21 protein-coding genes are annotated in these 26,433 nt (G+C 70.9%); 15 read left to right on the top strand and 6 right to left on the bottom strand.

Features of this window, described 5'->3' with window-relative positions:
* Nucleotides 1-10: 10 nt before the first annotated feature.
* The 4 genes from CKCBHOJB_RS02100 to CKCBHOJB_RS02085 form a co-directional block, all read right to left on the bottom strand.
* On the bottom strand, nt 11-1,006 hold the full coding sequence (locus tag CKCBHOJB_RS02100; protein ID WP_281050386.1) for an FAD:protein FMN transferase: 996 nt from the start codon (nt 1,004-1,006) through the stop codon (nt 11-13).
* Nucleotides 1,007-1,092: 86 nt separating this feature from the next.
* Nucleotides 1,093-2,049: a glutathione synthase gene (gene gshB / locus CKCBHOJB_RS02095; RefSeq protein WP_281050385.1), complete on the bottom strand. Its 957-nt coding sequence runs from the start codon at nt 2,047-2,049 to the stop codon at nt 1,093-1,095.
* 18 nt (nt 2,050-2,067) lie between these two features.
* The gene (gene gshA, locus CKCBHOJB_RS02090) at nt 2,068-3,369 is read right to left on the bottom strand and encodes a glutamate--cysteine ligase (RefSeq protein ID WP_281050384.1); all 1,302 of its coding nucleotides are present in this window, start codon (nt 3,367-3,369) and stop codon (nt 2,068-2,070) included.
* 112 nt (nt 3,370-3,481) lie between these two features.
* Nucleotides 3,482-3,946: an Lrp/AsnC ligand binding domain-containing protein gene (locus CKCBHOJB_RS02085; protein ID WP_281050383.1), complete on the bottom strand. Its 465-nt coding sequence runs from the start codon at nt 3,944-3,946 to the stop codon at nt 3,482-3,484.
* Between the two features lie 194 nt (nt 3,947-4,140).
* Between CKCBHOJB_RS02085 and putA the strand changes: the two genes are divergently transcribed.
* The 7 genes from putA (at nt 4,141) to CKCBHOJB_RS02050 (ending at nt 14,516) form a co-directional block, all read left to right on the top strand.
* Nucleotides 4,141-7,965, top strand: a complete 3,825-nt coding sequence (putA, locus tag CKCBHOJB_RS02080; RefSeq protein WP_281050382.1) for a trifunctional transcriptional regulator/proline dehydrogenase/L-glutamate gamma-semialdehyde dehydrogenase — start codon at nt 4,141-4,143, stop codon at nt 7,963-7,965.
* A 183-nt stretch (nt 7,966-8,148) separates the two neighbouring features.
* On the top strand, nt 8,149-9,243 hold the full coding sequence (locus CKCBHOJB_RS02075) for a branched-chain amino acid ABC transporter substrate-binding protein (RefSeq protein ID WP_281050381.1): 1,095 nt from the start codon (nt 8,149-8,151) through the stop codon (nt 9,241-9,243).
* A 239-nt stretch (nt 9,244-9,482) separates the two neighbouring features.
* Entirely contained in the window at nt 9,483-10,397 is a 915-nt protein-coding gene (locus tag CKCBHOJB_RS02070; protein ID WP_020687908.1) for a branched-chain amino acid transporter permease subunit LivH, read from the top strand.
* The gene (gene livM, locus CKCBHOJB_RS02065; RefSeq protein ID WP_281050380.1) at nt 10,397-11,728 is read left to right on the top strand and encodes a high-affinity branched-chain amino acid ABC transporter permease LivM; all 1,332 of its coding nucleotides are present in this window, start codon (nt 10,397-10,399) and stop codon (nt 11,726-11,728) included. The genes CKCBHOJB_RS02070 and livM overlap by 1 nt, the downstream gene beginning before the upstream one ends.
* Nucleotides 11,725-12,558, top strand: a complete 834-nt coding sequence (locus tag CKCBHOJB_RS02060; RefSeq protein ID WP_281050379.1) for an ATP-binding cassette domain-containing protein — start codon at nt 11,725-11,727, stop codon at nt 12,556-12,558. The genes livM and CKCBHOJB_RS02060 overlap by 4 nt, the downstream gene beginning before the upstream one ends.
* A complete protein-coding gene (locus CKCBHOJB_RS02055; protein WP_281051733.1) occupies nt 12,558-13,271 on the top strand; it encodes an ABC transporter ATP-binding protein in 714 nt (237 codons plus the stop codon). Before CKCBHOJB_RS02060 ends, CKCBHOJB_RS02055 begins: the two co-directional genes overlap by 1 nt.
* 342 nt (nt 13,272-13,613) lie before the next feature.
* Nucleotides 13,614-14,516 (top strand): DMT family transporter, encoded by a 903-nt coding sequence (locus tag CKCBHOJB_RS02050; protein ID WP_281050378.1) that lies wholly within the window; start codon nt 13,614-13,616, stop codon nt 14,514-14,516.
* A gap of 84 nt (nt 14,517-14,600) precedes the next feature.
* On the opposite strand, the gene CKCBHOJB_RS02045 is transcribed toward CKCBHOJB_RS02050, so the two are convergent.
* Nucleotides 14,601-15,401 (bottom strand): DUF3750 domain-containing protein, encoded by an 801-nt coding sequence (locus CKCBHOJB_RS02045; RefSeq protein ID WP_281050377.1) that lies wholly within the window; start codon nt 15,399-15,401, stop codon nt 14,601-14,603.
* A 241-nt stretch (nt 15,402-15,642) separates the two neighbouring features.
* On the opposite strand from CKCBHOJB_RS02045, the gene CKCBHOJB_RS02040 reads away from it, so the two are divergent.
* From CKCBHOJB_RS02040 to CKCBHOJB_RS02030, 3 genes are read left to right on the top strand one after another with little or no spacing between them, the layout of a single operon-like run.
* Nucleotides 15,643-16,635: a rhodanese-like domain-containing protein gene (locus CKCBHOJB_RS02040; RefSeq protein WP_281050376.1), complete on the top strand. Its 993-nt coding sequence runs from the start codon at nt 15,643-15,645 to the stop codon at nt 16,633-16,635.
* A 15-nt stretch (nt 16,636-16,650) separates the two neighbouring features.
* Complete coding sequence (locus CKCBHOJB_RS02035; protein ID WP_281050375.1) at nt 16,651-17,844, top strand: YeeE/YedE family protein; 1,194 nt, start codon at nt 16,651-16,653, stop codon at nt 17,842-17,844.
* Nucleotides 17,845-17,854: 10 nt separating this feature from the next.
* Nucleotides 17,855-18,022, top strand: coding sequence for a hypothetical protein (locus CKCBHOJB_RS02030; protein ID WP_281050374.1), 168 nt, complete (start codon nt 17,855-17,857; stop codon nt 18,020-18,022).
* A 43-nt stretch (nt 18,023-18,065) separates the two neighbouring features.
* Here CKCBHOJB_RS02030 and CKCBHOJB_RS02025 read toward each other — a convergent pair whose 3' ends face one another.
* Entirely contained in the window at nt 18,066-19,340 is a 1,275-nt protein-coding gene (locus CKCBHOJB_RS02025) for an MgtC/SapB family protein (RefSeq protein ID WP_281050373.1), read from the bottom strand.
* Between the two features lie 197 nt (nt 19,341-19,537).
* Between CKCBHOJB_RS02025 and CKCBHOJB_RS02020 the strand changes: the two genes are divergently transcribed.
* The 5 genes from CKCBHOJB_RS02020 (at nt 19,538) to CKCBHOJB_RS02000 (ending at nt 26,330) form a co-directional block, all read left to right on the top strand.
* Complete coding sequence (locus CKCBHOJB_RS02020) at nt 19,538-20,839, top strand: nitrate regulatory protein (protein ID WP_281050372.1); 1,302 nt, start codon at nt 19,538-19,540, stop codon at nt 20,837-20,839.
* A 400-nt stretch (nt 20,840-21,239) separates the two neighbouring features.
* Nucleotides 21,240-23,729, top strand: coding sequence for a nitrite reductase large subunit NirB (gene nirB, locus CKCBHOJB_RS02015; RefSeq protein ID WP_281050371.1), 2,490 nt, complete (start codon nt 21,240-21,242; stop codon nt 23,727-23,729).
* A gap of 47 nt (nt 23,730-23,776) precedes the next feature.
* Nucleotides 23,777-24,088, top strand: coding sequence for a nitrite reductase small subunit NirD (gene nirD / locus CKCBHOJB_RS02010; protein WP_281050370.1), 312 nt, complete (start codon nt 23,777-23,779; stop codon nt 24,086-24,088).
* Between the two features lie 141 nt (nt 24,089-24,229).
* Nucleotides 24,230-24,898, top strand: a complete 669-nt coding sequence (locus CKCBHOJB_RS02005) for a response regulator transcription factor (RefSeq protein ID WP_281050369.1) — start codon at nt 24,230-24,232, stop codon at nt 24,896-24,898.
* Complete coding sequence (locus CKCBHOJB_RS02000) at nt 24,888-26,330, top strand: sensor histidine kinase (RefSeq protein WP_281050368.1); 1,443 nt, start codon at nt 24,888-24,890, stop codon at nt 26,328-26,330. The genes CKCBHOJB_RS02005 and CKCBHOJB_RS02000 overlap by 11 nt, the downstream gene beginning before the upstream one ends.
* Nucleotides 26,331-26,433: the final 103 nt, after the last annotated feature.

Raw genomic sequence — 26,433 nt, 5'->3', positions numbered from 1 at the left:
TCCCTTGGTTTCAATCGACGACCGTCACCTCGATCGGTGCCGGGAACTGCAGCCGCGCGCGCAGCGCACGGGTGACCTCGACGCGGCCGTCGGCCGCGACGCGCAACACGTGTTCGATGCCGAATCGGCGCGTGTGTTCGCGCCACTGCTCGCCGGCGAGGTAGGCCGGCTTGCTGGGCGCGTCCGACAGCGTGCCGGCGCCCGCGCGCGGCGTGATCAGGATGGTCAGCGACTGCGTGCCGCGCGCCGGCTGGCCGGTGCGCGGATCGAGGAGGTGGGCGTAGCGCTCGCCGTCGAGTTCGAAGTAGCGCTGGTAGTCGCCCGAGGTGCCGACCGCCTCGCCGTCGTAGAGCGGCAGCGTGGCCAGCGGCGCCGGCGTGCGCGGATGCTGGATGCCGATGCGCCACGGCTGGTCGCCCTTCTTCCCGAGCGCCATGACGTTGCCGCCGATGTTGATCAGCGCGTTGGCCACGCCGTTCTCGCGCAGGATGGCGGCGGCGCGGTCGAGCGCGTAGCCCTTGGCGTAGCCGCCGAGGTCGAGCTGGACCGCAGGGTTGCGGCTGCTCACCCGGTTGCCGTCGATGACGAGGTCGGCCATCGACGGCCGGGCATCGAGCAGCGCCTGCAGCTGCGCCGGGTCGGGGCGCTGCGGCACGAAATTGTCGGTATGGAAGCCCCACAGCGCGATCAGGCCGCCGAGCGCGGGGTTGAAGAGCTGGTCGCCGGTGGCGGCGATCTGCTGCGCGTCCTTCAACATCGCCGCCAGCTCGTCGGACACGGTGGCGGTCTCGCCGCGCGCGAGCGCTGCGTTCAACACGGTGAGTTCGGACGGCTCCCAGGCGTGGTAGGCGCGATGCAGGCGGTCGAACTCGCGCAGCACCGCCCCGGCGGCCGCATCGGCCTCGGCCTGGCTGTCGCCGTACACCGCGACGTCGACCCGGGTGCCGAACACGAAGGCCTCGTGGCGGAAGACCTCGGCGCGCGAGCACGCCGACAGCAGGAGCATGGCACACACCGCCAGAAGGAAATGGGGGACGGACCCCAATTTCAAGGGAATAGGGGTCCGTCCCCCATTCCCCCTGTTTCCCATCCCTAGCCGCACGCCTGCTCCAGCTTGTCGATCACCAGCCCGGCGACGTCGAAGCCCTGCTGCGCGGCGATCTCGACCATGCAGGTCGGACTGGTGACGTTGATCTCGGTGAGATGACCGCCGATGACGTCCAGGCCGACGATCAGCAGGCCGCGCGCCCACAGGATCGGGGCGAGGTACTCGGCGATCTCGCGCTCGCGCGCGGTCAGCGCCATCGCCACGCCACGGCCGCCGGCGGCGAGGTTGCCGCGCGTCTCGCCGGCCTGCGGGATGCGCGCGAGCGAATAGGGCACGACCTCGCCGCCGATGATCAGCACGCGCTTGTCGCCCTCGGCGATCTGCGCCAGGTAGCGCTGCGCCATGATCGTGCGCGCCCCTTCCTGGGTCAGCGTCTCGATGATGACGTTGCGGTTGGGGTCGTCCTTCCTGACGCGGAAGATCTGGCTGCCGCCCATGCCGTCCAGCGGCTTGAGGATCACGTCGCCGAGCTCGTCGATGAAGGCCTGGATGTCGACCGCATCGCGCGCGACCAGCGAGGTCGCCATGAACTGCGGAAACTCGGTGATCGCCAGCTTCTCGGAATGGTCGCGGATCGCGCGCGGGTTGTTGAACACCCGCGCCCCGGCCTGGGCCGCGTCCTCCAGCAGCCAGGTCGCGGTGACGTACTCGAAGTCGAAGGGCGGGTCCTGGCGCATCAGCACCGCGTCGAAGGCCGCCAGCGCCTGCGACTGCTCCGGTCCGGCCGCGGCGTACCATGGCGCGTCGCCCGCCAGCAGATGGATCTGCAGGGCGCGCGCGCTCACCGCGCCGTCGCGCCAGGTCAGCGCGGCGCGCTGCGTCGTCCACACCTCGTGCCCGCGCGCGGCGGCCGCGCGCATCATCGCGATGCTGGAATCCTTGTAGGCCTTGAGCCCGGCGAGCGGGTCGAGGATGAAGAGGAACTTGAGCTTGCGGGTCATGGCTGCGTCACCGTTCCGTCACGCCGCCAGCGCGTCCTCGTCCTCGACCGGGGCGGTCTCCTCGATCTCGACCGAGGCCGCCAGCAGCGCCAGGCGCGCGACCACGCCGTAGGCGTAGAAGCGGTTCGGCGGCGCATCCGGGCCCTGGGCGGCGTCGGGCATGGTGCCGCTGGTGTCGAAGGCGAGCGGCTTGAAGTGCATGCCCGGGGCGTTGAGGTTCTCGTCGCGGCCGCGCTCGGTGTGCACGCGGTAGAAACCGCCCACCACGTAGTGGTCCATCATGTAGACGACCGGCTCGGCGACGCCGTCCTCGACCGTCTCGAAGGTATGCACACCTTCCTGGATGATGACCTCGTGCACCTGCAGGCCCTCCTTCACCACCGCCATCTTGTTGCGCTGGCGGCGGTTGAGGCCGACCACCTCGGAGGCGTCCTTCACCGTCATCACGCCCATGCCGTAGGTGCCGGCGTCGGCCTTGACCACCACGAAGGGCTCGTCGGTGACGCCGTATTCCTTGTACTTGGCGCGGATGCGGGTGAGCAGCGAATCCACCTGCGCCGCCAGGCACTCCTCGCCGGTACGCTCCTGGAAGTTGATCTGGCCGCACACCCCGAACTCGGGGTTGATGCGCCACGGGTCGATGCCGATTTCTTCTGCGAAGGCGCGCGCGACGCGGTCGTAGCACTCGGCGTGCTTCGACTTGCGGCGCTTGTGCCAGCCGGCGTGCAGCGGCGGGATCAGCCACTGCTCGTCGAGCCCCTTCAGCACCTGCGGGATGCCGGCCGACAGGTCGTTGTTGAGCAGCACCGCGCACGGGTCGAAGTTGTCCAGGCCGATGCGGCTGCCGCTGCGGCGCAGCGGCTCCAGCGTCAGCGCGGCGCCGTTGGCCAGTTCGAGCACGGTCGGCTCGGCGATCTCGGGCAGCAGGCTGCCGATGCGCACGTCGAGGCCGGTCAGGCGCAGGATGGACACCAGCTTGGCCACGTTCTGCAGGTAGAACTGGTTGCGGGTGTGGTTCTCGGGGATCAGCAGCAGCTTGCTGGCGTCCGGGCAGATGCGCTCGATCGCCGCCTGCGCGGCCTGCACGCACAGCGGCATGAAGGCGTCGTTGAGGTTGTTGAAACCGCCGGGGAACAGGTTCAGGTCGACCGGCGCGAGCTTGAAGCCCGAGTTGCGCAGGTCGGTCGAGCCGTAGAAGGGCGGCATGTGATCCTGCCACTGGGTGCGGAACCACTTTTCGATATCGCAGGCGTTGTCGAGGAACTGGCGCTCGAGCTCGAGCAGGGGGCCGGTGAGTGCGGTGGTGAGGTGCGGGACCATGAATGTCTCTCGGGAGTACCGGCTGCCGGACTGGCAGCGGCGAATGCTTTGGCCGGAATGTTACACCAAGGGCGCCTGGCGCCGCCTGCGCGGCACCGCGCGCCCTGGCGTGTCAGACGGGCGGGCGCACCGGCAGGCTGCGCTCGTCCTTCACCACCTCCATCACCACGTAGGTGTGGGTCTGCTTGACGCAGGGCAGGCCGGAGATCTGCTCGCCCATCACGCGCCGGTACTCGTTGATGTCGCGCGTGCGCACCTTGAGCAGGTAGTCGAAGTCGCCGGCGATCATGTGGCAGGACTCGATCTCGGGGATGCGCCGCACCGCCTCGTTGAAGCGGCGCAGGTCCTGCTCGGTGGTGCTGGTCAGCAGCACCTGGACGACGACGATGTGACCGGCACCGACCGCGTCGGGGTCGAGGTCGGCGTGGTAGCCGCGGATCACGCCGCTCTTTTCCAGCCGGCGGACGCGCTCGGCGCAGGGTGTCTTGGTCAGGCCCACCCGGCGCGACAGCTCGACGATGGACAGGCGGGCGTCGGCCTGCAGCTCGAGGAGAATCTTCTGATCGATGCGATCCATTGCAGTGCAACAGACGTTCTGTCTGCAAAATAATTTCAGTACAGGAATTATGGCTCTATAAACGCAAACTTTGGAGCCATTAACTGCGGTTTTTGGCGAAGAATTCGGCCGTTCGGGCGGATGTCCCGCCCCCCTTCAACCGCTCGCCGCGGTGCGCCCGCAAAGCGCGCCTCCGTGCCCAGGAGTGCCCGGCCGTGACCGACCCCATCCCCTCCAGCGCCCCTGCCGCCTTCGACGCCGCAACCGCGGCCCTGCCCGCCACGGCGCGCAGCGCGCTCCGGTGCGCGATCGACGCCGCCTGGCGCACGCCGGAACCGGTGTGCGTGCCGAAGCTGGTCGACGCCGCGCGCCTGCCCGACGCCCTGCGCGAACCCGTCCGCAGCCTCGCCCACGAGCTCGTCAGCGGCCTGCGCGCCACCCGCTCGCGCTCATCCGGCGTCGACGCGCTGATGAAGGAGTTCTCGCTCTCCAGCCAGGAAGGCGTGGCGCTGATGTGCCTGGCCGAGGCCCTGCTGCGCGTGCCCGACAAGGCCACCGCCGACCGCCTGATCCGCGACAAGCTCGCCGACGGCGACTGGCGCGCGCATATCGGCAACAGTCCCTCGCTGTTCGTCAATGCCGCCACCTGGGGCCTGCTGATCACCGGCCGGCTGGTGTCGACCAGCAGCGCCGAGGGCCTGTCCTCGGCCCTCACCCGCCTGGTGGCGCGCGGCGGCGAGCCGCTGATCCGCAAGGGCATGGACCTGGCGATGCGCATGCTCGGGGAACAGTTCGTCACCGGCCGCGACATCGATGAAGCGCTGAAGCGCGGCCGCGAGCACGAGAAGCAAGGCTACCGCTACTCCTTCGACATGCTCGGCGAGGCGGCGATGACTGCGGCGGACGCCGAGCGCTACTTCCGCGACTACGAACGCGCGATCCAGGCCATCGGCGCGGCCTCGAAGGGCCGCGGCGTGGTCGACGGCAACGGCATTTCGGTGAAGCTCTCCGCCCTGCACCCGCGCTACACCTGGTCGCAGCGCGAGCGCGTGCTCGCCGAGCTGCTGCCCAGGCTCAAGACCCTGTGCCTGCACGCCAGGCGCCACGACATCGGCCTCAACATCGACGCCGAGGAGGCCGACCGCCTCGACCTCTCGCTCGACCTGCTCGAGGCGCTCGCCCTCGACGACGCGCTCGCCGGCTGGACCGGCCTGGGCTTCGTGGTGCAGGCCTACCAGAAGCGCGCACCGCAGGTGCTCGACTTCGTCATCGACCTCGCCCGTCGCAGCGGCCGGCGCATGATGGTGCGCCTGGTCAAGGGCGCCTACTGGGACGCCGAGATCAAGCGCGCGCAGATCGACGGCCTGGCCGGCTACCCGGTGTATACGCGCAAGGTGTACACCGACGTCTCCTACCTCGCCTGCGCGAAGAAGCTGCTCGCCGCGCGCGACGCGATCTATCCGCAGTTCGCCACCCACAACGCGCACTCGCTGGCGGCGATCTTCCACCTCGCCGCCGCCGACGGCCGCGCCTGGCAGCCGGGCGACTACGAGTTCCAGTGCCTGCACGGCATGGGCGAGCCGCTCTACGACCAGATCGTCGGCCGCGCCGACCGCCACCGCCTGGTGCGCATCTACGCCCCGGTGGGCAGCCACGAGACCCTGCTCGCCTACCTGGTGCGCCGCCTGCTCGAGAACGGCGCCAACACCAGCTTCGTGAACCGCATCGTCGACGAGCGCGTGCCGGTCGAGGAGCTGATCGCCGACCCGGTCGAGCAGGCCGCGCCGCTCGCCGGCGCGCCGCATCCGAAGATCGCGCTGCCTTCCGAGCTGTTCGGCGCACAGCGCATCAACTCCGCGGGCCACGACCTCGCCAGCGAGCCGGTGCGCGCGCGCATCGCCGCGGCACTCGCCGCGACCCACGGCAGCCCCTTCACCGCGGGCCCCATCGTCACCCTGCCCGCCGCAGCCGGAGCCGGAACTGGAGCCGAGGCTGAGCAAGGAGCCGGGACCACCGCCGCGCACGATCGCTCAGTCGGCACTGCGGCACACGATGCAAGCGCACCGCAGGAACCGGCGGCTGCGCAAGTGGTGCGCAACCCGGCCGACCACGGCGACATCGTGGGCAGCGTCGCCGAAGCGCAAGCCGCCGACATCGAGTACGCCCTCGCCGCCGCCAACGCCGCAGCGCCCGAATGGGCTGCCACCCCGGCCAGCACGCGCAGCGACGCGCTCGTCCACGCCGCCGCCCTGTTCGAGCGCGAGGCCGACACCCTGCTGGCGCTGGCCGTGCGCGAGGCCGGCAAGTCGTGGGCCAACGCGGTCGCCGAGCTGCGCGAGGCGGTCGACTTCCTGCGCTACTACGCCCAGCAGGCGCGCGGCTTCGACGCCGCCAGCCACGTTCCGCTCGGCCCGGTCCTGTGCATCAGCCCGTGGAACTTCCCGCTCGCCATCTTCACCGGCCAGGTCGCCGCCGCGCTCGCCGCCGGCAACCCGGTGCTCGCCAAGCCGGCCGAGCAGACCCCGCTGATCGCCGCCTTCGCGGTGCGCCTGCTGCACGAGGCCGGCATCCCGCCCGCCGCGCTTCAGCTGCTGCCCGGCCGCGGCGAAACCGTCGGCGCCACGCTGGTGGCGGATGCACGCGTGCGCGGGGTGATGTTCACCGGCTCCACCGAGGTCGCCGCGCTGATCAACCGCAGCCTCGCCGCGCGCGGCGGCAACGTGCCGCTGATCGCCGAGACCGGCGGCCAGAACGCGATGATCGTGGACTCCACCGCGCTCCCCGAGCAGGTGGTGACCGACGTGCTCGCCTCCGCCTTCGACTCCGCCGGCCAGCGCTGCTCGGCGCTGCGCGTGCTGTGCCTGCAGCAGGACATCGCCGACGGCGTGCTGCACATGCTGCAGGGCGCGCTCGCCGAGCTGCGCGTGGGCAACCCGGCGGACGTCCGGGTCGACATCGGCCCGGTGATCGACGCCGATGCGCGCGACGGGCTGGAAGCCCACGTGGCCGCGATGCAGGCGAAGGGCGCCCGCGTCACCCGCCTGCCGCTGCCGGCCGCATGCGCGCACGGCACCTTCGTCGCGCCGACGATCATCGAGATCGGCGCGCTGTCCGAACTCGGCCGCGAGCAGTTCGGCCCCATCCTGCACGTGCTGCGCTACCGCGCGTCCGAGCTCGACGGCCTGATCGACGCGATCAACGCCAGCGGCTATGGCCTCACCATGGGCGTGCACACCCGCATCGACGAGACCGTCGAGCGCGTCGCCGCGCGCGCCCATGTCGGCAACCTGTATGTGAACCGCAACATCATCGGTGCGGTGGTCGGCGTGCAGCCCTTCGGCGGCGAGGGCCTGTCCGGCACCGGGCCGAAGGCGGGCGGCCCGCTCTACCTGCATCGCCTGCTCGCGCGCACGCCGGGCCCGGTGCTGGCCGACGGCGCGCTCGCGGTGACCGAGGGCGACGAGACACGCGCCGCCGATGCCGCCCTGGCCGACTTGCTCGAATGGCTGGACGGCGCCGGTCGCGGCCTGCTCGAGGGCGACGAGCTCGCCGTGCTGCGCGACCGCGCCGACGCCTGCCGCGCGCGCCGCATCAGCGGCCTGCGCCTGGCCCTGCCCGGCCCCACCGGCGAGGACGACAGCCTGCGCTTCACCGCGCGCGGCACGATTGCCGGCGTCGCGGACAGCGCCGCCGCCGTGCTGCATCAGCTGATGGCCGCGCTGGCCAGCGGCAACCGCCTGCTGCTCGCCGACCGCGACGCTGCGCGCAAGGTGCAGGCGGCGCTACCCGACGCGCTGCGTGCGCACGTCGCGGTGGATGCGGCCTGGTTCGACAGGGCGCTCGGCGCGGTGCTCCTCGACGGCAAGGACACCGAGGCCGACGCGCTGCAGCAGCGCATCGCCGCACGCGGCGGCCCGCTCCTGCAGCTGCTGCGCCCCACACCCGAATACGACCTCGGCCGCCTGGTGCACGAGCGCACGCTGTCGATCAACACCGCCGCCGCCGGTGGCAACGCCAGCCTGATGGCCATGGGGGCGTAGTCGCGACGCAACACCACCATGCCGGCCCGGAGGCGCCCCGATCCGGACCGGAATCACCCAGCTAGGGGCATCACGGATGGCAAGACTGAAAAATTCGCTTACCTTTGCCGGGCGCTGACGGCCCCGTATGGCGCCATCGGCCCCGTCCAAGGCACAAAACCACAGCCACGAAGGAGACGTTTCATGAAAAAAACCCTGCTCGCCACCGCCGTCCTCGCCCTCGGCGGCCTTTCCACTTCGGCCCTGGCCGACCTGTCGGTCGCCATCGCCGGCCCGATGACCGGCCAGTACGCCTCGGCAGGCGACCAGATCCGCAAGGGCGCGGAGATGGCGATCGCCGACATCAACGCCCGCGGCGGCGTGCTCGGCGAGAAGCTCAAGCTCGAAGTCGGCGACGACGCCTGCGACCCGAAGCAGGCGGTGTCGGTCGCCAACACCATGGTCAACAAGGGCATCGTGTTCATGCACGGCCACTGGTGCTCGAGCTCGACCATCCCGGCCTCCGAGGTCTATGTCGAATCCGACATCCCGATGGCCACCGTGTCCACCAACCCGCAGGTCACCGAGCGCGGCCTGAAGAACATCTTCCGCATCATGGGTCGGGACGACCAGCAGGGCCTGGTGGCGGGCAACTACATCGCCGACAACTTCAAGGGCAAGAAGGTCGCCGTGGTCGACGACAAGAGCGCCTACGGCAAGGGTCTGGCCGACGAGATCGCCAAGGCGATGGAAGCCAAGGGCGCCAAACCCGCGCTGCGCGAGTCGATCACCGCCGGCGAGAAGGACTACTCGGGCATCGTCACCAAGCTCAAGCAGGCCGGCGTCGAGGTCATGGCCTACGGCGGCTACCACACCGAGGTCGCGCTGATCCTGCGCCAGGCCCAGGCCGCCGGCCTGCAGCTCACGGTCATGGGCGGCGACACGATGACCAACTCCGAGCTCGTCACCGCTGCCGGCCCGGCCGCGGACAACGTGATGTTCACGTTCTCGCCCGACCCGCGCAAGAACCCGGACGCCGCGCCGGTGGTGGAGAAGTTCCGCGCCGCCAAGACCGAGCCGGAAGGCTACGTGCTCTACGCCTACGCCGCGATGCAGCTCTTCGAGCAGGCCGCCACCGCGGCCAAGAGCACCAAGTACGCCGACCTCGAGAAGGCGATGCGCGGCGGCAGCTTCAAGACCGTGATCGGCGAGCTCGCCTTCGACGCCAAGGGCGACCAGAAGGCGCCCGGCTTCGTGGTCTATCGCTGGCAGGGCGGCAAGTACGACTACGCGAAGTAAGCCTCCGGCTCCGCGGCGCCCACGACGGCCCTGAACAGAGGGCGGGCGCCGCACCGTGGGCGGTCATCGTGGGAGCGGGCTTGCCTGCGAAGCAGGCCTTCAAGCTCCGCTTTCGCGGGCAAGCCCGCTCCCACGGTGCCCGCGCTCACTCGCTCCCTCATCCGCGGCTTCCGCCGCTCCTACAGGGCGCGGCCCCGCGCGGGGTCCGCGCCGTCCGCACCGCCACAGCAGGAGACATCGTGGCCTACGCACTCCAGCAACTGATCAACGGGCTCACGCTCGGCGCCATGTACGGCCTCATCGCCATCGGCTACACGATGGTGTACGGCATCATCGGCATGATCAACTTCGCCCATGGCGACATCTTCATGGTGAGCGCGTTCATCGCGGTCACCGCGTTCACGATCCTCGCCGCGGCCGACGTGACCTCGATCCCGCTCGCGCTGACCTTCGTGCTGATCGTGTCGATCTTCTTCACCTCGGCCTACGGCTGGGCGGTCGAGCGCACCGCCTACCGTCCGCTGCGCGGCTCGACCCGGCTGGCGCCGCTGATCTCGGCGATCGGCATGTCGATCTTCCTGCAGAACAGCGTGCAGCTCACCCAGGGCGCGCGCGTCAAGCCGATCCCGCCGGTGCTGGAAGGCGGCATCGTGCTGTGGGACGCACCGGGCTTCACGGTGCAGATCGGCTGGAGCCAGATGCTGATCATCGTCACCACGGTGATCCTGATGAGCGCCTTCACCTGGATGATCACCCAGACCCCCTTCGGCCGCCAGCAGCGCGCCTGCGAGCAGGACCGCACCATGGCCTCGCTGCTCGGGGTCAATGTGGATCGCACGATCTCCTACACCTTCATGCTGGGCGCGGCGCTGGCCGCGGTGGCCGGAGTGATGGTCACGGTGTATTACGGCGTGGTCGACTTCTTCATCGGCTTCCTCGCCGGCATCAAGGCCTTCACCGCGGCGGTGCTGGGCGGCATCGGCTCGCTGCCGGGGGCGATGCTCGGCGGGCTGCTGATCGGATTGATCGAATCCTTCTGGGCCGCCTACCTGTGGGCGGAATACAAGGACGTCGCCACCTTCGGCATCCTGTGCCTGGTGCTGATGCTGCGCCCCTCCGGCCTGCTCGGCCGTCCTGAAGTGGAGAAAGTGTGATGAGCGCCGTCGTCTTTGCGCGTCATGCGATGACGCCTGCCGAGCGCCTGCGCGACGCCGGCTGGGTGGCCTTCGTCGGCCTCATCCTGGGCATCCCGCTGGTCGGCCTCACCACGGTGGACGTGGGTGGCCGGCTGGGGGTGGAGACCCGCTTCGGCCTGCTCGCCGCCGCCGTCGCCGCGGTGTTCGCCGGCCGCCTGCTGCTGCGCTGGGCGATCGACCAGGCGCGCAACCGCAAGCAGGACCGCGACCGCGCCAGCACCGCCACCGCCGCCGACCGCGCCCACGGCGCGCAGCGTGTGGTCAATGTGCTCGGCTGGGTCGCGCTCGGCGCCTCGATCGCGCTGCCGATCGTGTTCTCCGACAACCGCTACGTGGTCGACACCGCCACCACGGTGCTGATCTACGTGATGCTGGGCTGGGGCCTCAACGTCGTCGTCGGCCTGGCCGGCCTGCTCGACCTCGGCTACGTCGCCTTCTACGCGGTGGGCGCCTACTCCTACGCGCTGCTGTCGACCCAGTTCGGGTGGAGCTTCTGGGAAGCGCTGCCGGTGTCGGGCGCGATGGCGGCGAGCTTCGGCATCCTGCTCGGCTACCCGATCCTGCGCCTGCGCGGCGACTACCTGGCGATCGTGACCCTGGGCTTCGGCGAGATCATCCGCATCATCCTGGTGAACTGGACGGATTTCTCCAACGGCCCCAACGGCATCAGCTCGATCCCGCGCCCGAGCTTCTTCGGCCTCGACTTCACCCGCAGCGCGCCGGAAGGCAGCCAGACCTTCGCCGGTTTCTTCGGTCTCGAGTTCTCGCCGATGCACCGCCTGATCTTCCTCTACTACCTCATCCTCGTGCTGGCGCTGCTGACCCACGCCTTCGTTTCACGCCTGCGCAAGCTCCCCGTCGGCCGGGCCTGGGAGGCGCTGCGCGAGGACGAGATCGCCTGCCAGGCGATGGGCATGAACACCACCAACATCAAGCTCTCGGCCTTCGCCATCGGCGCCATGCTGGGTGGCTTCGCCGGGGTGTTCTTCGCCGCGCGCCAGGGCTTCATCTCGCCCGAGAGCTTCACCTTCACCGAGTCGGCGATCATCCTCGCCATCGTGGTGCTCGGCGGCATGGGCTCGCAGATGGGCGTGGTGCTGGCGGCCACGCTGCTGGTGCTGATCCCCGAGTTCGGCCGCAACTTCGCCGAATACCGCATGCTGCTGTTCGGCTTGGCGATGGTGCTGATCATGGTGTGGCGCCCGGGCGGCCTGCTCTCGCACCGCGAGGCGACCGTGCGCCTGAACGCGCTCGGCAAGGGCGCCGCAACGAAGGAGGCCACGCGATGAATGCACCCGCCACCCTGCTGTCGGTGCGCAAGCTGACCATGCGCTTCGGCGGCCTCACCGCGATCGACGACCTCTCGCTGGAGGTGCCGGCCGGCAGGATCACCGGCATCATCGGCCCCAACGGCGCGGGCAAGACCACGCTGTTCAACTGCCTGACCGGCTTTTACAAGCCCACCACCGGCACCCTGCGCCTGGCCCATCCGAGCCGCGGCGAGATGCGCCTGGAAGCGCTGCCCAGCCACCGCGTCGCACGCGACGCCCAGGTGGTGCGCACCTTCCAGAACATCCGCCTGTTCCCGAAGATGACGGTGCTGGAGAACCTGATCGTCGCCCAGCACAACGTGCTGCAGCGCGCCTCGCAGTTCTCCATCGCCGGGATCTTCAAGCTGCCCGGCTACCGCAAGGCGGAACGCCAGGCCATCGAACGCGCGGCGATGTGGCTAGCGCGCCTCAAGCTCACCCACCTCGCCGACCACGCCGCCGGCGACCTGCCCTACGGCATCCAGCGCCGCATCGAGATCGCGCGCGCGCTGTGCGTCGATCCGGTGCTGCTGTGCCTGGACGAGCCGGCCGCCGGCCTCAACCCGCGCGAATCGGCGGAATTGAACGAGCTGCTGCTCTACCTGTGCGGCGAGCTGGGCATCGCCATCCTGCTGATCGAGCACGACATGAGCGTGGTGATGAACGTATCCGACCACATCGGCGTGATCAGCTACGGGCGCAAGATCGCCGAGGGCACGCCGGCACAGGTCAAGCACGACCCGCAGGTGATCAAGGCCTACCTGGGCGAGGACGAGGAAGAGGAAGTGACGGGAGGGGCCGCGGCATGATGCTCAAGATGGAGGGCGTGCACGCCCATTACGGCCACATCCACGCGCTGCGCGGCATCGACGTCGAGGTCCAGGTCGGCGAGATCGTCACCCTGATCGGCGCCAACGGCGCCGGCAAATCGACGCTGATGATGAGCCTGTTCGGCAACCCCAAGGCCAGCGCCGGGCGCATCGTGTTCGACGGCGAGGACATCACCCGCGTGCATACGCACGAGATCGCCCGCCGCGGTATCGCGCTGGTGCCCGAAGGCCGGCGCATCTTCCCGCGCATGACGGTGATCGAGAACCTGCAGATGGGCACCGCGCACGCCGATCCGGCCAACTACGCCGCCGACATCGTGCGCGTGTTCGCGATGTTCCCCATCCTGCAGGAACGCCAGACCCAGCGCGCCGGCACGCTGTCGGGCGGCGAGCAGCAGATGCTGGCGATCGGCCGCGCGCTGATGAGCCGGCCCAAGCTGCTGCTGCTCGACGAGCCCTCGCTCGGCCTGGCGCCGATCTACATCCGCAAGATCTTCCAGATCGTCAAGGAGCTCAACCGCGACCACGGCATGACCATCCTGCTGGTGGAACAGAACGCCAACCAGGCCCTGCGCGTGGCCGACCGCGGCTACGTGCTGCAGCACGGCGAGATCACCCTCGCCGGCACTGGCGCCGAACTGCTGGCCAGTCCCGAAGTGCGCGCCGCCTACCTGGAGGGCGGCCACGCCTGAACACCGACAAGACACAGCCGTCAAAACACCCCCTGCCCAAGGCCGGGCGGCGGGGCGGGTGGTGCCAACTTCATGAGCGCCGAGGCGAAAGGCGGCGCGGGGGAAACAAGGCGACGCATGTCCGAGGCGCGCAGCGCCGAGTTTGCGTCGCCGCCCCCGCGCCGTCTTTCGCCGAGGGCAGCCGCAGGCCGCGAATGCAGGCGGCGCCACCCGCCCCGCCGCCCGGCCGAACCGTAGCCGCGCACACGTTCGAAGGCGCCTCATGACGGGTCGAAGCAACCCACCCGACTACCCGACGAGATCGCAATAAGCGCTCCTCCCCCATCCATCCCGCGTTACTCGATGCCCCACACCGCCCAACCCGCCCGCTGGCTCCCCTTCGTCGTCCTCGGCATCGGCCTCGTCGCAATCTCCTTCAGCGCCATCTTCGCCCGCCTCGCCCAGGCCGAGGGCGTCAATTCGCTCGCGGTGGCCACCTGGCGCCTGGGCCTGGCGGCGCTGATCGTCACCCCGGTCGCCCTCCTGCAATCGCGCCACGAACTCGCCCGCCTGACCCCCAGGCAGATCGGCATGGCGCTCGCCGCCGGCTTCCTGCTCGCCCTGCACTTCGCCACCTGGATCAGCTCGCTCGAATACACCTCGGTGGCCTCCAGCACCGCGCTCGTCACCACCAACCCGCTGTGGATCGGCCTGGCCTCCTTCCTGATCTTTCGCGAGACGCCGACGAAGATGATGATCGGCGGCATCGCACTGTCCTTCGCCGGCAGCCTGTTCATCTTCTGGAGCGACAGCCAGACCGCCGGCGCGGGCAGCGACCCCATGTTCGGCAACCTGCTCGCGCTCATCGGCAGCTGGTGCTTCTCCGCCTACCTGCTGATCGGCCGCCGGCTGCGCGCCGGACTGGGGCTGCCGGCCTACATCTGGCTGGCCTACGGCGCGGCGGCGCTGTTCCTGTTCGCGGCCAGCGGCGCGGGCGGGGTGGAGCTCTTCGCCCTGTCGAACACCGCCTGGCTGGTGCTGCTGGCGATGGCGCTCGGCCCGCAGCTGCTCGGCCACACCGCCTACAACTGGTCGCTGCGCTACGTCTCGGCCACCTTCGTCGCGGTGGTCACGCTCGGCGAACCGGTGGGCAGCGCGCTGATGGCCTTCATCATCTTCGGCGAAGGCTTCGCGCCGCTGCAATTCGTGGGATTCAGCCTGCTGCTGGCGGGGATCTACCTGGCGGCGAAGGGCGAGCGGAGCTAGGCCGACGCGCTCGCCGGCATCGGCCTCGTCCCGAAACGGCGCTTCCGGGATCGGCACCATACCGACGCCAGCTGATCGAGACACTCACGGGCCGCTTGCCGCGCCACGGTGCGACACCACCGCATCGTCCAGCCCGATACGTCCGATCGCCGGCAGGCGCAGGCCGGGGCTGTTCAGGTCGAGGCCGAAGTTGAGGCCGAGCAGGTTCAACTCGATGCCCTCCTGCACGCCGACGCTCAGCCCCAGCAGGCCGAGCAGCGAGAACTGCAGGCCCGAACCCGACGGCGAAACGCCGAGCGGCCGCGTCACCGGCCGGTAATCCTTGCCGATCGCGTTGGCCGGCAGATCGAGCCGCAGCGCCGGCACCTCGCGGCCGATGTGGGCGAGGAAGGTGTTGCTGTTCGGGCCCGGATAGCTGCGGTACTCGTCGGCATGAGGGTAGCTCGCGATCGCCGCCTCGATGTCCTCGATCATCGCCTCCACGCCCGCGCCGCGATGATCGACCAGCACCCGCGGCATCGCGCCGAACCACAGCCCGTCAGGCAGCGCGTAGTTGCGCCGCACCACCGTGCCGCGTCCCCAGCCGATCACGTCGTAGCGGGTGTAGGCGGTGTCGCCGGCGCGCTTGTAGATGATCCACGGGTGCACCGCGAAGTAGCCGCGCCAGCCGTAGGTCGCCGCCGCATAGACCTGCACGATCGCGGTGTCGGCCAGCGCCGTCGGGTCGGGCGCGATGCCGGCGGAGTGGCGTGCCGCGCTGCGCCAGCCGCCCTCCCCGGTGGCGGCGGGCGGACGGGGGTCGTTGGCCAGGCTCAGACCCACCGACAGCAGCAACAGGGTGGCGAGGCCGCGGATCGCGAGCGGGACGGTCTTGAAGGTGTTCACGCGCGGGGCGCCGCTTAGGCGGCTGAAAGATGTCGTTCCTTGCCGTTCGGATTGCCGGCGGCGGACGGAGTTCAATCGCCGCCGATCACCGCGGGACAAATTTCGATTCGTTATAAGCAAGTGATCCGACAGACCTTCAGAGTATTTCAGTTTTCCCGTATTCTGCGTCGCACCATTACAAGGCCCGCGGCATCGACCCGGCGCCCTGCCCCGACCAGCGAACTCGAAGGAAGAACCGACCATGTTCAAGCGACTCGCCCCCCTGCCCCTCGTCATCGCCCTGACCGCCGGCGGCCTCGGCCTCGCCGCCCCGGCCTTCGCCAACACCACGACGCCCGCCAGCGCCCAGGCCCTGTCCGTCGCGCCTGCGCCGCTGCTGCAGGCCGCCGAACTCAAGGCCCTGATCGGCCAGCCCGGCGTGCGCGTGCTCGACATCCGCGCCGACAAGGACTATGCCACCGGCCACATCCCGGGCGCGGTCAACACCCCTTACGGCAAGTACCGCGGCCCGAAGGAAAACCCCGGCCAGCTGCCTTCCGAAGCCGCGCTGAGCGCGCTGCTGCAGGCCGCCGGCGTCGACCGCGACAGCCACGTGGTCGTGGTCCATGCCGGCACCGACCACACCGACTTCGGCGCCGCCGCCCGCGTGTACTGGACGCTGAAGGTCGGCGGCCTCACCCGCCTGTCCATCCTCGACGGCGGCACCAAGGCCTGGAAGAGCGCCGGTGGCGCGCTGGAGACCACGACGCCGCAGGTCGCCGCCAGCCAGTTCGCCTACCGCTACGACCAGGAGCAGATCGTCAGCGGCGAGGAGCTCGCCGCCGCGCTCGAGGCCGGCAAGGCGCCGCTGCTCGTGGACGCCCGTCCGCCGAAGTTCTTCGCCGGCGAGGCGCGCACCGACGCTGCCGCGCGCTATGGCACGCTGCCGGGCGCGAAGTCCTTCGACAACGCGCAGTTCTTCCCCAAGGACGGCACCACGCTGAAGCCGGCGAGCGAGCTGAAGGCGCTGGTCGCGCTGTCCGGCGCCGACAAGGCGCCCGCGGTGTCCTTCTGCAACACCGGCCACTGGGCGGCGACCAACTGGTTCGTGATGTCCGAGATCGCCGGCAACAAGGCGGTCAAGCTGTACCCGGCCTCGGTCGTCGAGTGGAGCCAGTCCGAGCGCCCGATGGAGAACCAGCCCTCGCGCGTCACCGCGCTGGTGCAGGACGTCAAGCGCGCCTTCGACAAGTAAGACGGAGGCCCATCGATGCGCTGGCTCAATCGAACCTTCCTGATCACCGGCGGCCTCGCCGGCGTGCTCGCGGTGACGCTCGCCGCCGGCCTGCGCCAGGGCCTGCTCGCGCTGCTGGGCATCGGCTTCGGCGTGGTGCTGCAGGGCGCACGCTTCGGCTTCACCACCGGCTGGCGCGACTTCATCGAGCGCCGCGACCCGCAGGGCCTGTGGGCGCAGATGCTGCTGATGGTGCTCGCTGCGGCGCTCACGCTGCCGCTGATCGCCGGCAGCGGCGGGGAGCTCGTCGGCGCGGTGGCGCCGCTGACCATCAGCCTGGTGCTCGGCGCCTTCCTGTTCGGCGCCGCGATGCAGCTCGCCGACGGCTGCGGCTCGGGCACGCTGTACAAGGCGGGCGCCGGCTCGCCGCTGTCCTTCGTGGTGCTGCCGACCTTCGCCTTCGGCAGCTTCCTCGGCGCCTCGCACCAGCCGGCGTGGATCGCCGCCGGCGGCCTGCCGGCGGTCGATCTGCTCGCCTTCGGCTGGCCCACCGCGCTCGCCATCACCGTGGCCGGCTGCGGCCTGGTCGCCTGGCTGGCCGGACGCGCCGCGCGCAACGCACGGGCCGCTACGGCGCAGGATGACGCCGCACCGACTTCACCGCAGGCGGTCGCGCAGCAGCTGGTGCGCGCCGGCACCGCGAGCTTCGTCACCACCGCAGCCGCCGGCAAGGCGACGCGCTGGGCGCGGCGCTGGTGGCTGGGCGCACTGCTGCTGGCGGTGCTCTACCTGCTGCATCTGGTCGTCGCCGGCCAGCCCTGGGGCATCGTCTATGGCATGGGGGTGTGGGGTGCGAAGGCGGTGAGCGCGCTCGGCTGGGACCTGTCGGGCGACGCCTTCTGGGGCGTGGCACCGCACGCGCAGCGTCTGGTCGATCCGATCCTCGCCGACGTCACCTCGGTGACCAACATCGGCCTGATCTACGGCGCCATCGCCGCCTCGCGCTGGAACGGCGCGGCCGACTTCAGCCTGCCCTCGGGCAAGCGCCTCGCCGCCGCCGCGATCGCCGGCCTGGTGATGGGCTACAGCGCGCGCATGGCCTTCGGCTGCAACGTCGGTGCCTACCTGGGCGGCATCGCCTCGGCCAGCGTGCATGGCTGGGTGTGGTTCGCGCTCGCCTTCGCCGGCTCGATCGTCGGCGTGCGCATCCGTCGCCGCGTCGGCGCCTAAGGAGGACGACATGGACAACAAGAAGGCTTTCCGCGTCGGCTTCGCGCTGTTCTGGCTGGTCGCCCTCGGCCTGCTGGTGCTCGACACCGCGCGCAGCAGCGGCGTGCGCGTCGAGCCGCCGCCGATCGCGCTCGGCAGCGGCCAGGCAGCCTCCGGCGGTCACTGCTCGGGACGCTGATTCCGCAGCGACGGCCCGCCGGCGGGCCGTCGCCCCCCTGCCCTCACCCGGCGCCGTTGCGGGCCCCGATCCACAGCACTCCGGCGACCAGGCCCAGCCCGACCGCGCCCATGCCCACCGCCGCCTTCAGGGCGAGCTCGCGGCCGCCGATCACCGCCGCCATGCCGAGCTTGAAACCCAGGTTGGCGAGCATCGCGATGCCGATCGCAGTCACCGTCACCCCCATCTCCAGCCGCTCGAGGGCGAACAGGCGCAGGCTGGACAGCGTGATCGCATCCACGTCGGTGAGGCCCGACACCAGCGCCAGCACGTACAGCCCGCGGCTGCCGGCGAAGTCCGACAGCCACGCCGCGGCGAGCAGCACGACAGCGTAGAGCGCGCCGAAACCGAGCGCGGTCTTGAGTTCGGTCGGGTTGGAGGTCGCCGGCAGCACCGGCTCGGCGCGCTCCAGCAGTCGCCGCCAGTGCCAGACCACGGCCAGCACGCCGAACACGATCGCCGGGGCGGCGACCTGCGCCAGCGTGACTGCCACCGCGGGCGCGACCAGGACGGCGATCACCCCCACGCGCAGCACCATCACCAGGTTGGCGATGACGATGACCAGCGCCGCCATCGCGGTCATGGCGGGGAATTCGCGCGCCTGGCGCGCGTACAGCATGGTGGTCGCGGTGCTCGAGGCCAGGCCGCCGAACACGCCGACGAAAGCCGCACCGTAGCGCACACCGGCGATCTGCAGCGCAGCATAGCCGGCGAGCCCGACGCCTGCGATCAGCACCACCATCCACCACACCTGGTGCGGGTTGAGCGCGCCGTAGGGCCCCATCTCCTCGTTGGGCAGGATGGGCAGGATCACCAGCGACAGCACCCCGAACTGCAGGATCGAGATCCAGTCGCGCGCGCCGAGCCGGCTCGCCATGCCGCGCAGCTGGGCCTTGAAGTACAGCAGCACCGTGGTCGCCACCGCCAGCATCACCGCCAGTTGCGCGTGGCCGAGCCAGGTCGCCGCACCGAGGCAGTAGCAGACGACGAGCGCCGCCACCGAGGTGGTGCCGGGATCCGAGGGGTCGGGATGGCGCAGGTAGGCGGCGACGATGGTCAGCGCGACGATGACCAGGCCGGCGACGAAGGGCGCGAAGCTGGCGAGCTGCTGGCCCAGCATCGCCACCAGGGCGCCGAACATGCCGACCAGGGCGAAGGTGCGCAGGCCGGCGCGCGCCGAGGGCACGCGTTCGCGTTCGAGGCCGATCAGCAGACCGATGCCGGTCGCGATCAGGAAGGCCTCGATCTGTTCGGCATCGAGCGGCTGGCTTTCGGGCATGGCGGCAGGCCGGGCGCGAAAGCCCGGAGGGCGGAACGAGGACCGGCTCATGATACGCCGATGGCCGGCGGCGATGCGCGCACCGGCCGCCATCGGCAGCCCCTTCCTTGCGCCGACGCGCCCCTTGCACGGCTCTTGCTTCGTTTCCTGCGACGGCCCGTCCGGCCGTCGTCGCGAACACCCCGCTGGAGCCCCGCATGGAATCGACGCTCGCCTTCCTGGTCGCCGCCCGCCGCTGCGAAATTCACGATCTCGAACAGCTCGCGCGCGCCTGCGAGCTGGTGCAGGCGGTCAGCGCGCTCGTCCACCGCCTGCAGGACGAACGCGGCGCCACGAACCTTCATCTCGCCTCCGGCGGCGCCCGCTTCGGTGCCGAGCGCGCGGCGCGCGCCTCCGCCAGCGAGGCCACCGAGCTTGCGGTGCGCGCCTGGCTGGCGCAGCCCGCAGTCGGCGATCCGGCGCTGGCGATGGCCGGCGGCACACGGCTGTTCACCCGGATCGCACTCGCGCTGCATGCGCTCGACGGGCTGGTGGCGCTGCGCGCGGAGATCGCGACCCGGGGCTGCAGCGCCGAGGCGGCGACGCGGCGCTTCACGCACGCGATCGCCGCGCTGCTGGCCCTGGTCTTCGAGGCCGCCGACATCGCGACCGACCCGGCGGTGTCGCGCCTGCTGGTGGCGCTGTTCAACCTGATGCAGGGCAAGGAGCTGGCCGGCCAGGAGCGCGCCGCGGGGGCGGCCGCGTTCGCCGCCGGTGCGCCCGGGCCGGCGGGCGAGCACGCCCTGCTGCACCTGATCGAGGCGCAGGAGGCCTGCTTCCAGCGCTTCGCCGCCTTCTGCCCGCCGGACACGCTCGCCGCCTGGTCCGCGGCGCAGGCCGCGATGCCGCTGGCCGAGCTCGAGCGCCTGCGCCGCAAGCTGCTCGCCGCGGGGCCGGGCACCGCGTTTGTGCCGGCGCTGGCCGAGACCTGGTTCGCCTGCTGCTCGCAGCGCCTGGACCGCATCCGCGAGCTGGAGGCCGCGCTCGCCGGCGGGCTGCGCGCGGCCTGTGCTGCGCGCATCGCCGCGCTGCGGCGCGATCCCGACGACCCGCAGAGCCTGATGCAGGCGCTCTCCGGGCTTGCCGACACGGTCGCGCTCCCCGGCGCCGCGCTGCCCGCCACGGCGCTGGAGGGCACCCCCACGTCCGCGCAGGCCGACGCGCCGGCGAGTGCAGCCGGCCCGCTCGGCCCCCAGCTCACGCGCTCGATCGTCGACCTGCTGCACGCGCAGTCGTGCCGGCTGCAGGCGATCGGCGACGAGCTCGCCGCGGTGCGCGCGACCCTCGACGAACGCAAGCTGGTCGAGCGCGCCAAGGGCGTGCTGATGCGCCACCAGGGGCTGAGCGAGGACGAGGCCCACCGCCTGCTGCGGCAGACCGCGATGAACCAGGGCCGGCGGCTGGTGGAGGTGGCGCAGGCCGCGCTGGCGATGGAAGCCTTCCTGCCGCCGCACGGCTGAACGCGCGCCGCGGGAGTCGCGCCGGGCGCCGTCCGCACGCCGCTGGTGCAGCGCGTCCCGATACTGCACTGCAGCAGTGCATGCGCGCACGGCGCCGCCACCGCGCGGAACGGCACTGACACCCGCACGGCCTTGTGGCGCCGGGGATTCCCGGTACCTGGCACGCTTGATGCATTACTGCGATCGAGTCCGGACCAAAGGCGGTCCGGCAGGCATCGACATCGGCCCCGCAGAATCCGCGGGCGAGGACAACGGCGTCCATCTGCACGGCGCGCGCTTGCGGCGCGTCCGGCGCAGTGGGCGCCGTTCGTCTTTCCGGCATCGCCCGCGAGGGCGGCAGGAGCGGGGATGAGGGCCTGAAGAATCGTTTTCGGTAGCGGTGTTCCCGAGGAGCAAGACCATGAAGAAGATGAAACTCGTACTCGTCGGCAACGGCATGGCCGGCGTGCGCACGATCGAGGAGCTGCTCAAGCTCGCCCCCGACCTGTACGACATCACCGTGTTCGGCGCCGAGCCGCACGGCAACTACAACCGCATCCTGCTGTCGCCGGTGCTGGCGGGCGAGATGAGCCTGCCCGAGATCATGCTCAACGATCTCGACTGGTACCGCGACAACGGCATCACGCTGCACGCCGGCAGCAAGGTAACGAAGATCGACCGCGTCAAGCGCAAGGTGATCGCCGAGGCCGCCGACGGCAGCCTCACCGCGGCCGACTACGACCGCCTGCTGCTCGCCACCGGCTCCACGCCCTTCATCCCGCCCATCCCCGGCAACGACCTGCCCGGCGTGCTCGGCTACCGCGACATCGCCGACACCGAGGCGATGATCGAGGCCGCCGGCAGGTACCGCCACGCGGTGGTGGTCGGCGCCGGCCTGCTCGGCCTGGAGGCCGCCAACGGCCTGATGCTGCGCGGCATGGACGTCACCGTGGTGCATATCGGCGACTGGATCATGGAGCGCCAGCTCGACAAGGCCGCGGCCGACATGCTGCAGGCCTCGCTCGAGGCCAGGGGCATGAAGTTCCTGCTCGCGCGCCACACCGAGGCGCTGCTGCCGGCGCGCAATGCCCACGGTGAAATGGCCGAGCGTGTCGGCGCGGTGCGCTTCAAGGACGGCATGGAGATCCCCGCCGACCTGGTGGTGGTCGCCGCCGGCATCCGGCCCAACTATGCGCTCGCCGAGTCCGCCGGGCTGTATTGCGGCAGCGGCCGGGTGCGCGGCATCCATGTGTCCGACACCCTGCAGACGGTGACCGACCCGCGCATCTACGCGGTGGGCGAGTGCGTGGCCCACCGCGGCGTCGCCTACGGCCTCGTCGCGCCGCTGTTCGAGCAGGGCAAGGTGTGCGCCAACCATCTCGCCAACTTCGGCATCGGGCGCTACGAGGGCTCGGTGACCTCGACCAAGCTCAAGGTCACCGGCATCGACGTGTTCTCGGCGGGCGACTTCGGCGGCGGTCCGGGCACCGAGGAGATCGTGCTGCACGACAGGCAGGGCGGGGTGTACAAGCGCGTGGTGCTCAAGGACGACCGCATCGTCGGCTCGGTGCTGTACGGCGACACCGCCGACGGCGCCTGGTACTTCCAGCTCATGAAGGACCGCCAGAGCGTCGCCGAGATCCGCGACCACCTGATGTTCGGCCAGAACAAGCTGGGCGACGCCGGCCACAAGGGCGAGAACCGCGCCGCCAGCATGCCCGACAGCGCCGAGGTGTGCGGCTGCAACGGGGTGTGCAAGGGCAGCATCGTCAAGGCGATCAAGGAGCAGGGGCTGTTCACCCTCGACGAGGTCAAGAAGCACACCAAGGCGGCCTCCTCCTGCGGCTCCTGCACCGGCCTGGTCGAGCAGATCCTCGCCTCCACCGTCGGCGGCGCCTACCAGGCGGTGAGCGCCAGCGACAAGCCGGTGTGCGCGTGTACCGAGCATTCGCACAAGGTGGTGCGCGAGGCGATCTTCAAGCACCACCTCACCGGCAAGCAGGCGGTGTTCGAGACCCTGGGCTGGCGCACGCCCGACGGCTGCGACAAGTGCCGGCCGGCGATCAACTACTACCTGATCTCGTCGTGGCCGCACGAGGCCAGGGACGACCCGCAGTCGCGCTTCATCAACGAGCGCGCCCACGCCAACATCCAGAAGGATGGCACCTACTCGGTGGTGCCGCGGATGTGGGGCGGGCTGACCACGCCTTCCGAGCTGCGTGCGATCGCCGATGCCGCCGAGAAATACCAGGTGCCCACGGTCAAGGTCACCGGCGGCCAGCGTATCGACCTGCTCGGCGTCAGGAAGGAAGACCTGCCCTACATCTGGGCCGACCTCAACGCCGCCGGCATGGTCTCGGGCCACGCCTACGGCAAGTCGATCCGCACCGTGAAGACCTGCGTCGGCGCCGAGCATTGCCGCTTCGGCACGCAGTTGGCGATGGACATGGGGGTCAAGCTCGAGAAGATGCTGTTCGACATGTACGCGCCGCACAAGGTGAAGCTCGCCGTGTCCGGCTGCCCGCGCAACTGCGCCGAGGCGGGCATCAAGGACGTGGGCGTGATCGGCGTCGATTCCGGCTACGAGCTCTACGTCGGCGGCAACGGCGGCATCAAGACCGAGGTCGCGCAGTTCCTGTGCAAGGTCGGCAGCGACGAAGAGGTCATGGAGTACGCCGGCGCCTTCCTGCAGCTCTACCGCGAGGAAGGCTGGTACCTGGAGCGCACCGTGCATTGGCTGGCCCGCGTCGGGCTCGACCATGTCAAAGCGAAGGTGGTCGAGGACGGCGACAACCGCCGCCGCCTGCACGCCCGCCTGCTCGACGCGCTGAAGGACGCCCGCGACCCCTGGCAGACCAGCCGCGAAGGCGAGGCCGTGAAGCAATTCATCCCGATCCGGGTCGAGGCCTGATCCGCCGCATCCCTCACCCCATCCATCACGCCCAAGGACCGATCACCATGACCGACTGGACACGCATCTGCCCGCTCGACGACATCCCGCGCCTCGGCGCCCGCGTGGTGCAGCGCACCGGCGGCGCCGACATCGCCGTCTTCCGCACCGCCGAGGACGAGGTGTTCGCGCTCCACGACAAATGCCCGCACAAGGGCGGGCCGCTGTCGCAGGGCATCGTCCACGGGCGCAAGGTGAGCTGCCCGCTGCACGGCTGGAACTTCGACCTGCAGGACGGCGAGGCGGTGGCGCCCGACGTCGGGCGCTGCGCTCGCCTCGCGGTGAAGCTCGAGGACGGCCAGGTCTTCCTCGCGCTCTGAGCCCGCGCCCTCCGCTCCGATCGCTGCCGACAGGCGCGGGCGCACGCCGCTCGCGATAGCATTGCGTACTCGCGCGCGAACGGCCGCATCCGGCCGCGCAGCGCGCTCGCACGCCGGCACGGCGGAGATCGAGAGGACGACATGAAGCTTCTGCTGGTTGAAGACGACCCGACCCTGGCCGAGGTCATCGCCGAGTTCCTGCGCGGCCAGGGCGACGAGGTCACGGTCGAGAACGACGGCATGCGCGCCGACCGCCTGCTGCAGGAGGGCGCCTTCGACTTCGTGCTGCTCGACCTCGGCCTGCCCGGACTGGGCGGCTACGAGGTGGTGCGTCGCGTCCGCAAGCGCGGCCAGCGCATGCCGGTGATCCTGATCACCGCGCGCGACGCGCTCGACGACCGCATCTACGGGCTCGACCTCGGCGCCGACGACTATCTGGTCAAGCCTTTCGAGCTCGCCGAACTGAGCGCGCGCATGCGCGCGGTGCTGCGCCGCGGCGGGACGAGCGCTGAAGCCGCGCTCGGCTTCGGTCCGCTGGTGCTGGACATCGACGGCCGGCTCGCCGAGCTGGCGGGCGAGCCGCTCGCCCTCAGCGGCCGCGAGTGGGAGGTGCTCGAGGCCCTGGTGCGCGCCGACGGCCGCACCGTCGCGCGCGAGCGCCTGCAGGGCGATGGCAGCAGCAATGCGCTCGAGGTCTATATCTCGCGCCTGCGCCCGCGCCTGCAGGCAGCCGGGCTGGTGATCCGCACCGTGCGCGGCTTCGGCTACCGGCTCGAACGCGTCAAGGAGCGCCGCGACGGTGCAGATTAGCCTTCGCCGCAAGCTGCTCAGCGCGCTTGCGGCGCCGTCCGCGGTGCTGCTGGTCACCGCCGGCGCGGTCGCCTACAGCAGCGCGAAATGGGTGGTGGGCAACGCCTACGACGGCAACCTGCTGAACCTCGCCCAGGCCATCGCCACCCATGTGCATGCCGCACCCGACGGCCTGACCCTGGCCCTTTCGCCCGAGGTCGAGGCGGTGCTGCGCACCGACAGCGTCGACCGCATCTACTTCCGCGTGCGCGACGCACAGGGTCGGCTGCTCGGTGGCGATGCCGAGTTGCCGACCCTGGACGAGACGGACGCCCTGTCCAGCCTGCCCGTGCCCTACACGCCCGTGGGCCGGGAAACCCCGTCGCGGCCGCCGATACCGGCGGGCCGCCCGCTGTTCCGCGACCTCGCCCACGCCGGCCAGCCGATCCGCGCGGTCCGCCTGTACCGCGAGAACGGCGCCGGCGGCTTCTACGTCACGGTCGCCGAAACCCTGGGCAAGCGCGACGCGGCGATGGACAGCCTGGTGACCGGCTTTGCCTGGGCCGGCGCGCTGCTGCTGATTGCCGCCGCCGTGGCGGCGCGCTTCGGCATCCCGAGCGGGCTGGCTCCGCTGCAGCGCCTGGAGGACTCGCTGCGCGCGCGCTCCGGCACCGACCTGTCGCCGATCGATCCGGCCAGGGCGCCGCGCGAGGTGCGCGAGGTCGTCGCCGCGCTCAACGGCCTGCTCGAGCGCCTGCGCGCCGCCAACGCCCAGCAGCGCGAGTTCCTGCAGGATGCCGCGCACCAGTTGCGCACCCCGCTCGCCGGCCTGCAGATGCAGCTCGAGCTGCTCGAGGCGCAGCCCGCGGACGCCAGCGCGCGTGTCCGCCTGCGCCAGTCGGTCGCCCGCGTCACCCGACTCGCCAACCAGCTGCTCGCCCTGGCCCGCGCCGAGGCCGGCGAGCGCCTGATCGCCGACGCGACCGAGGTCGACCTCGCCGCGCTGATCGACGCCATGGTCGAGGACTGGGTGGACCGCGCCGACGCGCGCGACATCGACCTCGGCATCGAGCGCGAGCCGCTGCGCCTGCACGGCGATCCGACCCTGCTGCAGGAGCTGATCGCCAACCTGATGGACAACGCCCTCAAGTACGGACGCAGCGGCGGCGTGGTCGGCCTGCGCTGCGTACTGCAGGGCGGGGAGGTGCTGATCGAGGTCTGCGACGACGGCCCCGGCATTCCGCCGGCGGTGCGCGAGCAGGTCTTCGAGCGCTTCTACCGCCACGCAGACAGCCAGGCGAGCGGCAGCGGGCTCGGGCTGTCGATCGCGCGCGAGATCGTGCGCAGCCACGGCGGGCAGATCGCGATCGACGACGGCGGGGACAATGGCCAGGGCGGCCGCGGCACCTGCGTGCGCGTGCGCCTGCCGCTGAACCACGGCGCGCACGCCTGAGCGCTCCCCGGCACGGAAAGACCGCGGGGCGGTGAGCCTGCGCCCACCGCCCCGCGGTGCCTTGCGCCGCCTGCCGGCACCCTAGCGGATGCCGGCGGACAGG

Origin of the sequence: Thauera sp. GDN1 (assembly GCF_029223545.1) — a bacterium.
In the GTDB taxonomy this organism is placed as follows: domain Bacteria; phylum Pseudomonadota; class Gammaproteobacteria; order Burkholderiales; family Rhodocyclaceae; genus Thauera.
Note: the sequence above shows the minus strand (reverse complement) of the source record. Positions and strands in the feature narration are given on the sequence as shown.

Excerpts from the sequence above, each read along its gene's own strand:
- CKCBHOJB_RS02030 (WP_281050374.1), top strand. The coding sequence starts at position 17,855 with ATGGACAACAAGAAGGCTTTCCGCGTCGGCTTCGCGCTGTTCTGGCTG.
- nirD (WP_281050370.1), top strand. The coding sequence starts at position 23,777 with ATGACCGACTGGACACGCATCTGCCCGCTCGACGACATCCCGCGCCTC.
- CKCBHOJB_RS02035 (WP_281050375.1), top strand. The coding sequence starts at position 16,651 with ATGCGCTGGCTCAATCGAACCTTCCTGATCACCGGCGGCCTCGCCGGC.
- CKCBHOJB_RS02100 (WP_281050386.1), bottom strand. The coding sequence starts at position 1,006 with ATGCTCCTGCTGTCGGCGTGCTCGCGCGCCGAGGTCTTCCGCCACGAG.
- CKCBHOJB_RS02055 (WP_281051733.1), top strand. The coding sequence starts at position 12,558 with ATGCTCAAGATGGAGGGCGTGCACGCCCATTACGGCCACATCCACGCG.
- CKCBHOJB_RS02060 (WP_281050379.1), top strand. The coding sequence starts at position 11,725 with ATGAATGCACCCGCCACCCTGCTGTCGGTGCGCAAGCTGACCATGCGC.
- gshA (WP_281050384.1), bottom strand. The coding sequence starts at position 3,369 with ATGGTCCCGCACCTCACCACCGCACTCACCGGCCCCCTGCTCGAGCTC.
- livM (WP_281050380.1), top strand. The coding sequence starts at position 10,397 with ATGAGCGCCGTCGTCTTTGCGCGTCATGCGATGACGCCTGCCGAGCGC.
- CKCBHOJB_RS02075 (WP_281050381.1), top strand. The coding sequence starts at position 8,149 with ATGAAAAAAACCCTGCTCGCCACCGCCGTCCTCGCCCTCGGCGGCCTT.
- CKCBHOJB_RS02025 (WP_281050373.1), bottom strand. The coding sequence starts at position 19,340 with ATGCCCGAAAGCCAGCCGCTCGATGCCGAACAGATCGAGGCCTTCCTG.
- CKCBHOJB_RS02020 (WP_281050372.1), top strand. The coding sequence starts at position 19,538 with ATGGAATCGACGCTCGCCTTCCTGGTCGCCGCCCGCCGCTGCGAAATT.
- CKCBHOJB_RS02005 (WP_281050369.1), top strand. The coding sequence starts at position 24,230 with ATGAAGCTTCTGCTGGTTGAAGACGACCCGACCCTGGCCGAGGTCATC.
- CKCBHOJB_RS02040 (WP_281050376.1), top strand. The coding sequence starts at position 15,643 with ATGTTCAAGCGACTCGCCCCCCTGCCCCTCGTCATCGCCCTGACCGCC.
- CKCBHOJB_RS02085 (WP_281050383.1), bottom strand. The coding sequence starts at position 3,946 with ATGGATCGCATCGATCAGAAGATTCTCCTCGAGCTGCAGGCCGACGCC.
- CKCBHOJB_RS02050 (WP_281050378.1), top strand. The coding sequence starts at position 13,614 with ATGCCCCACACCGCCCAACCCGCCCGCTGGCTCCCCTTCGTCGTCCTC.
- gshB (WP_281050385.1), bottom strand. The coding sequence starts at position 2,049 with ATGACCCGCAAGCTCAAGTTCCTCTTCATCCTCGACCCGCTCGCCGGG.
- nirB (WP_281050371.1), top strand. The coding sequence starts at position 21,240 with ATGAAGAAGATGAAACTCGTACTCGTCGGCAACGGCATGGCCGGCGTG.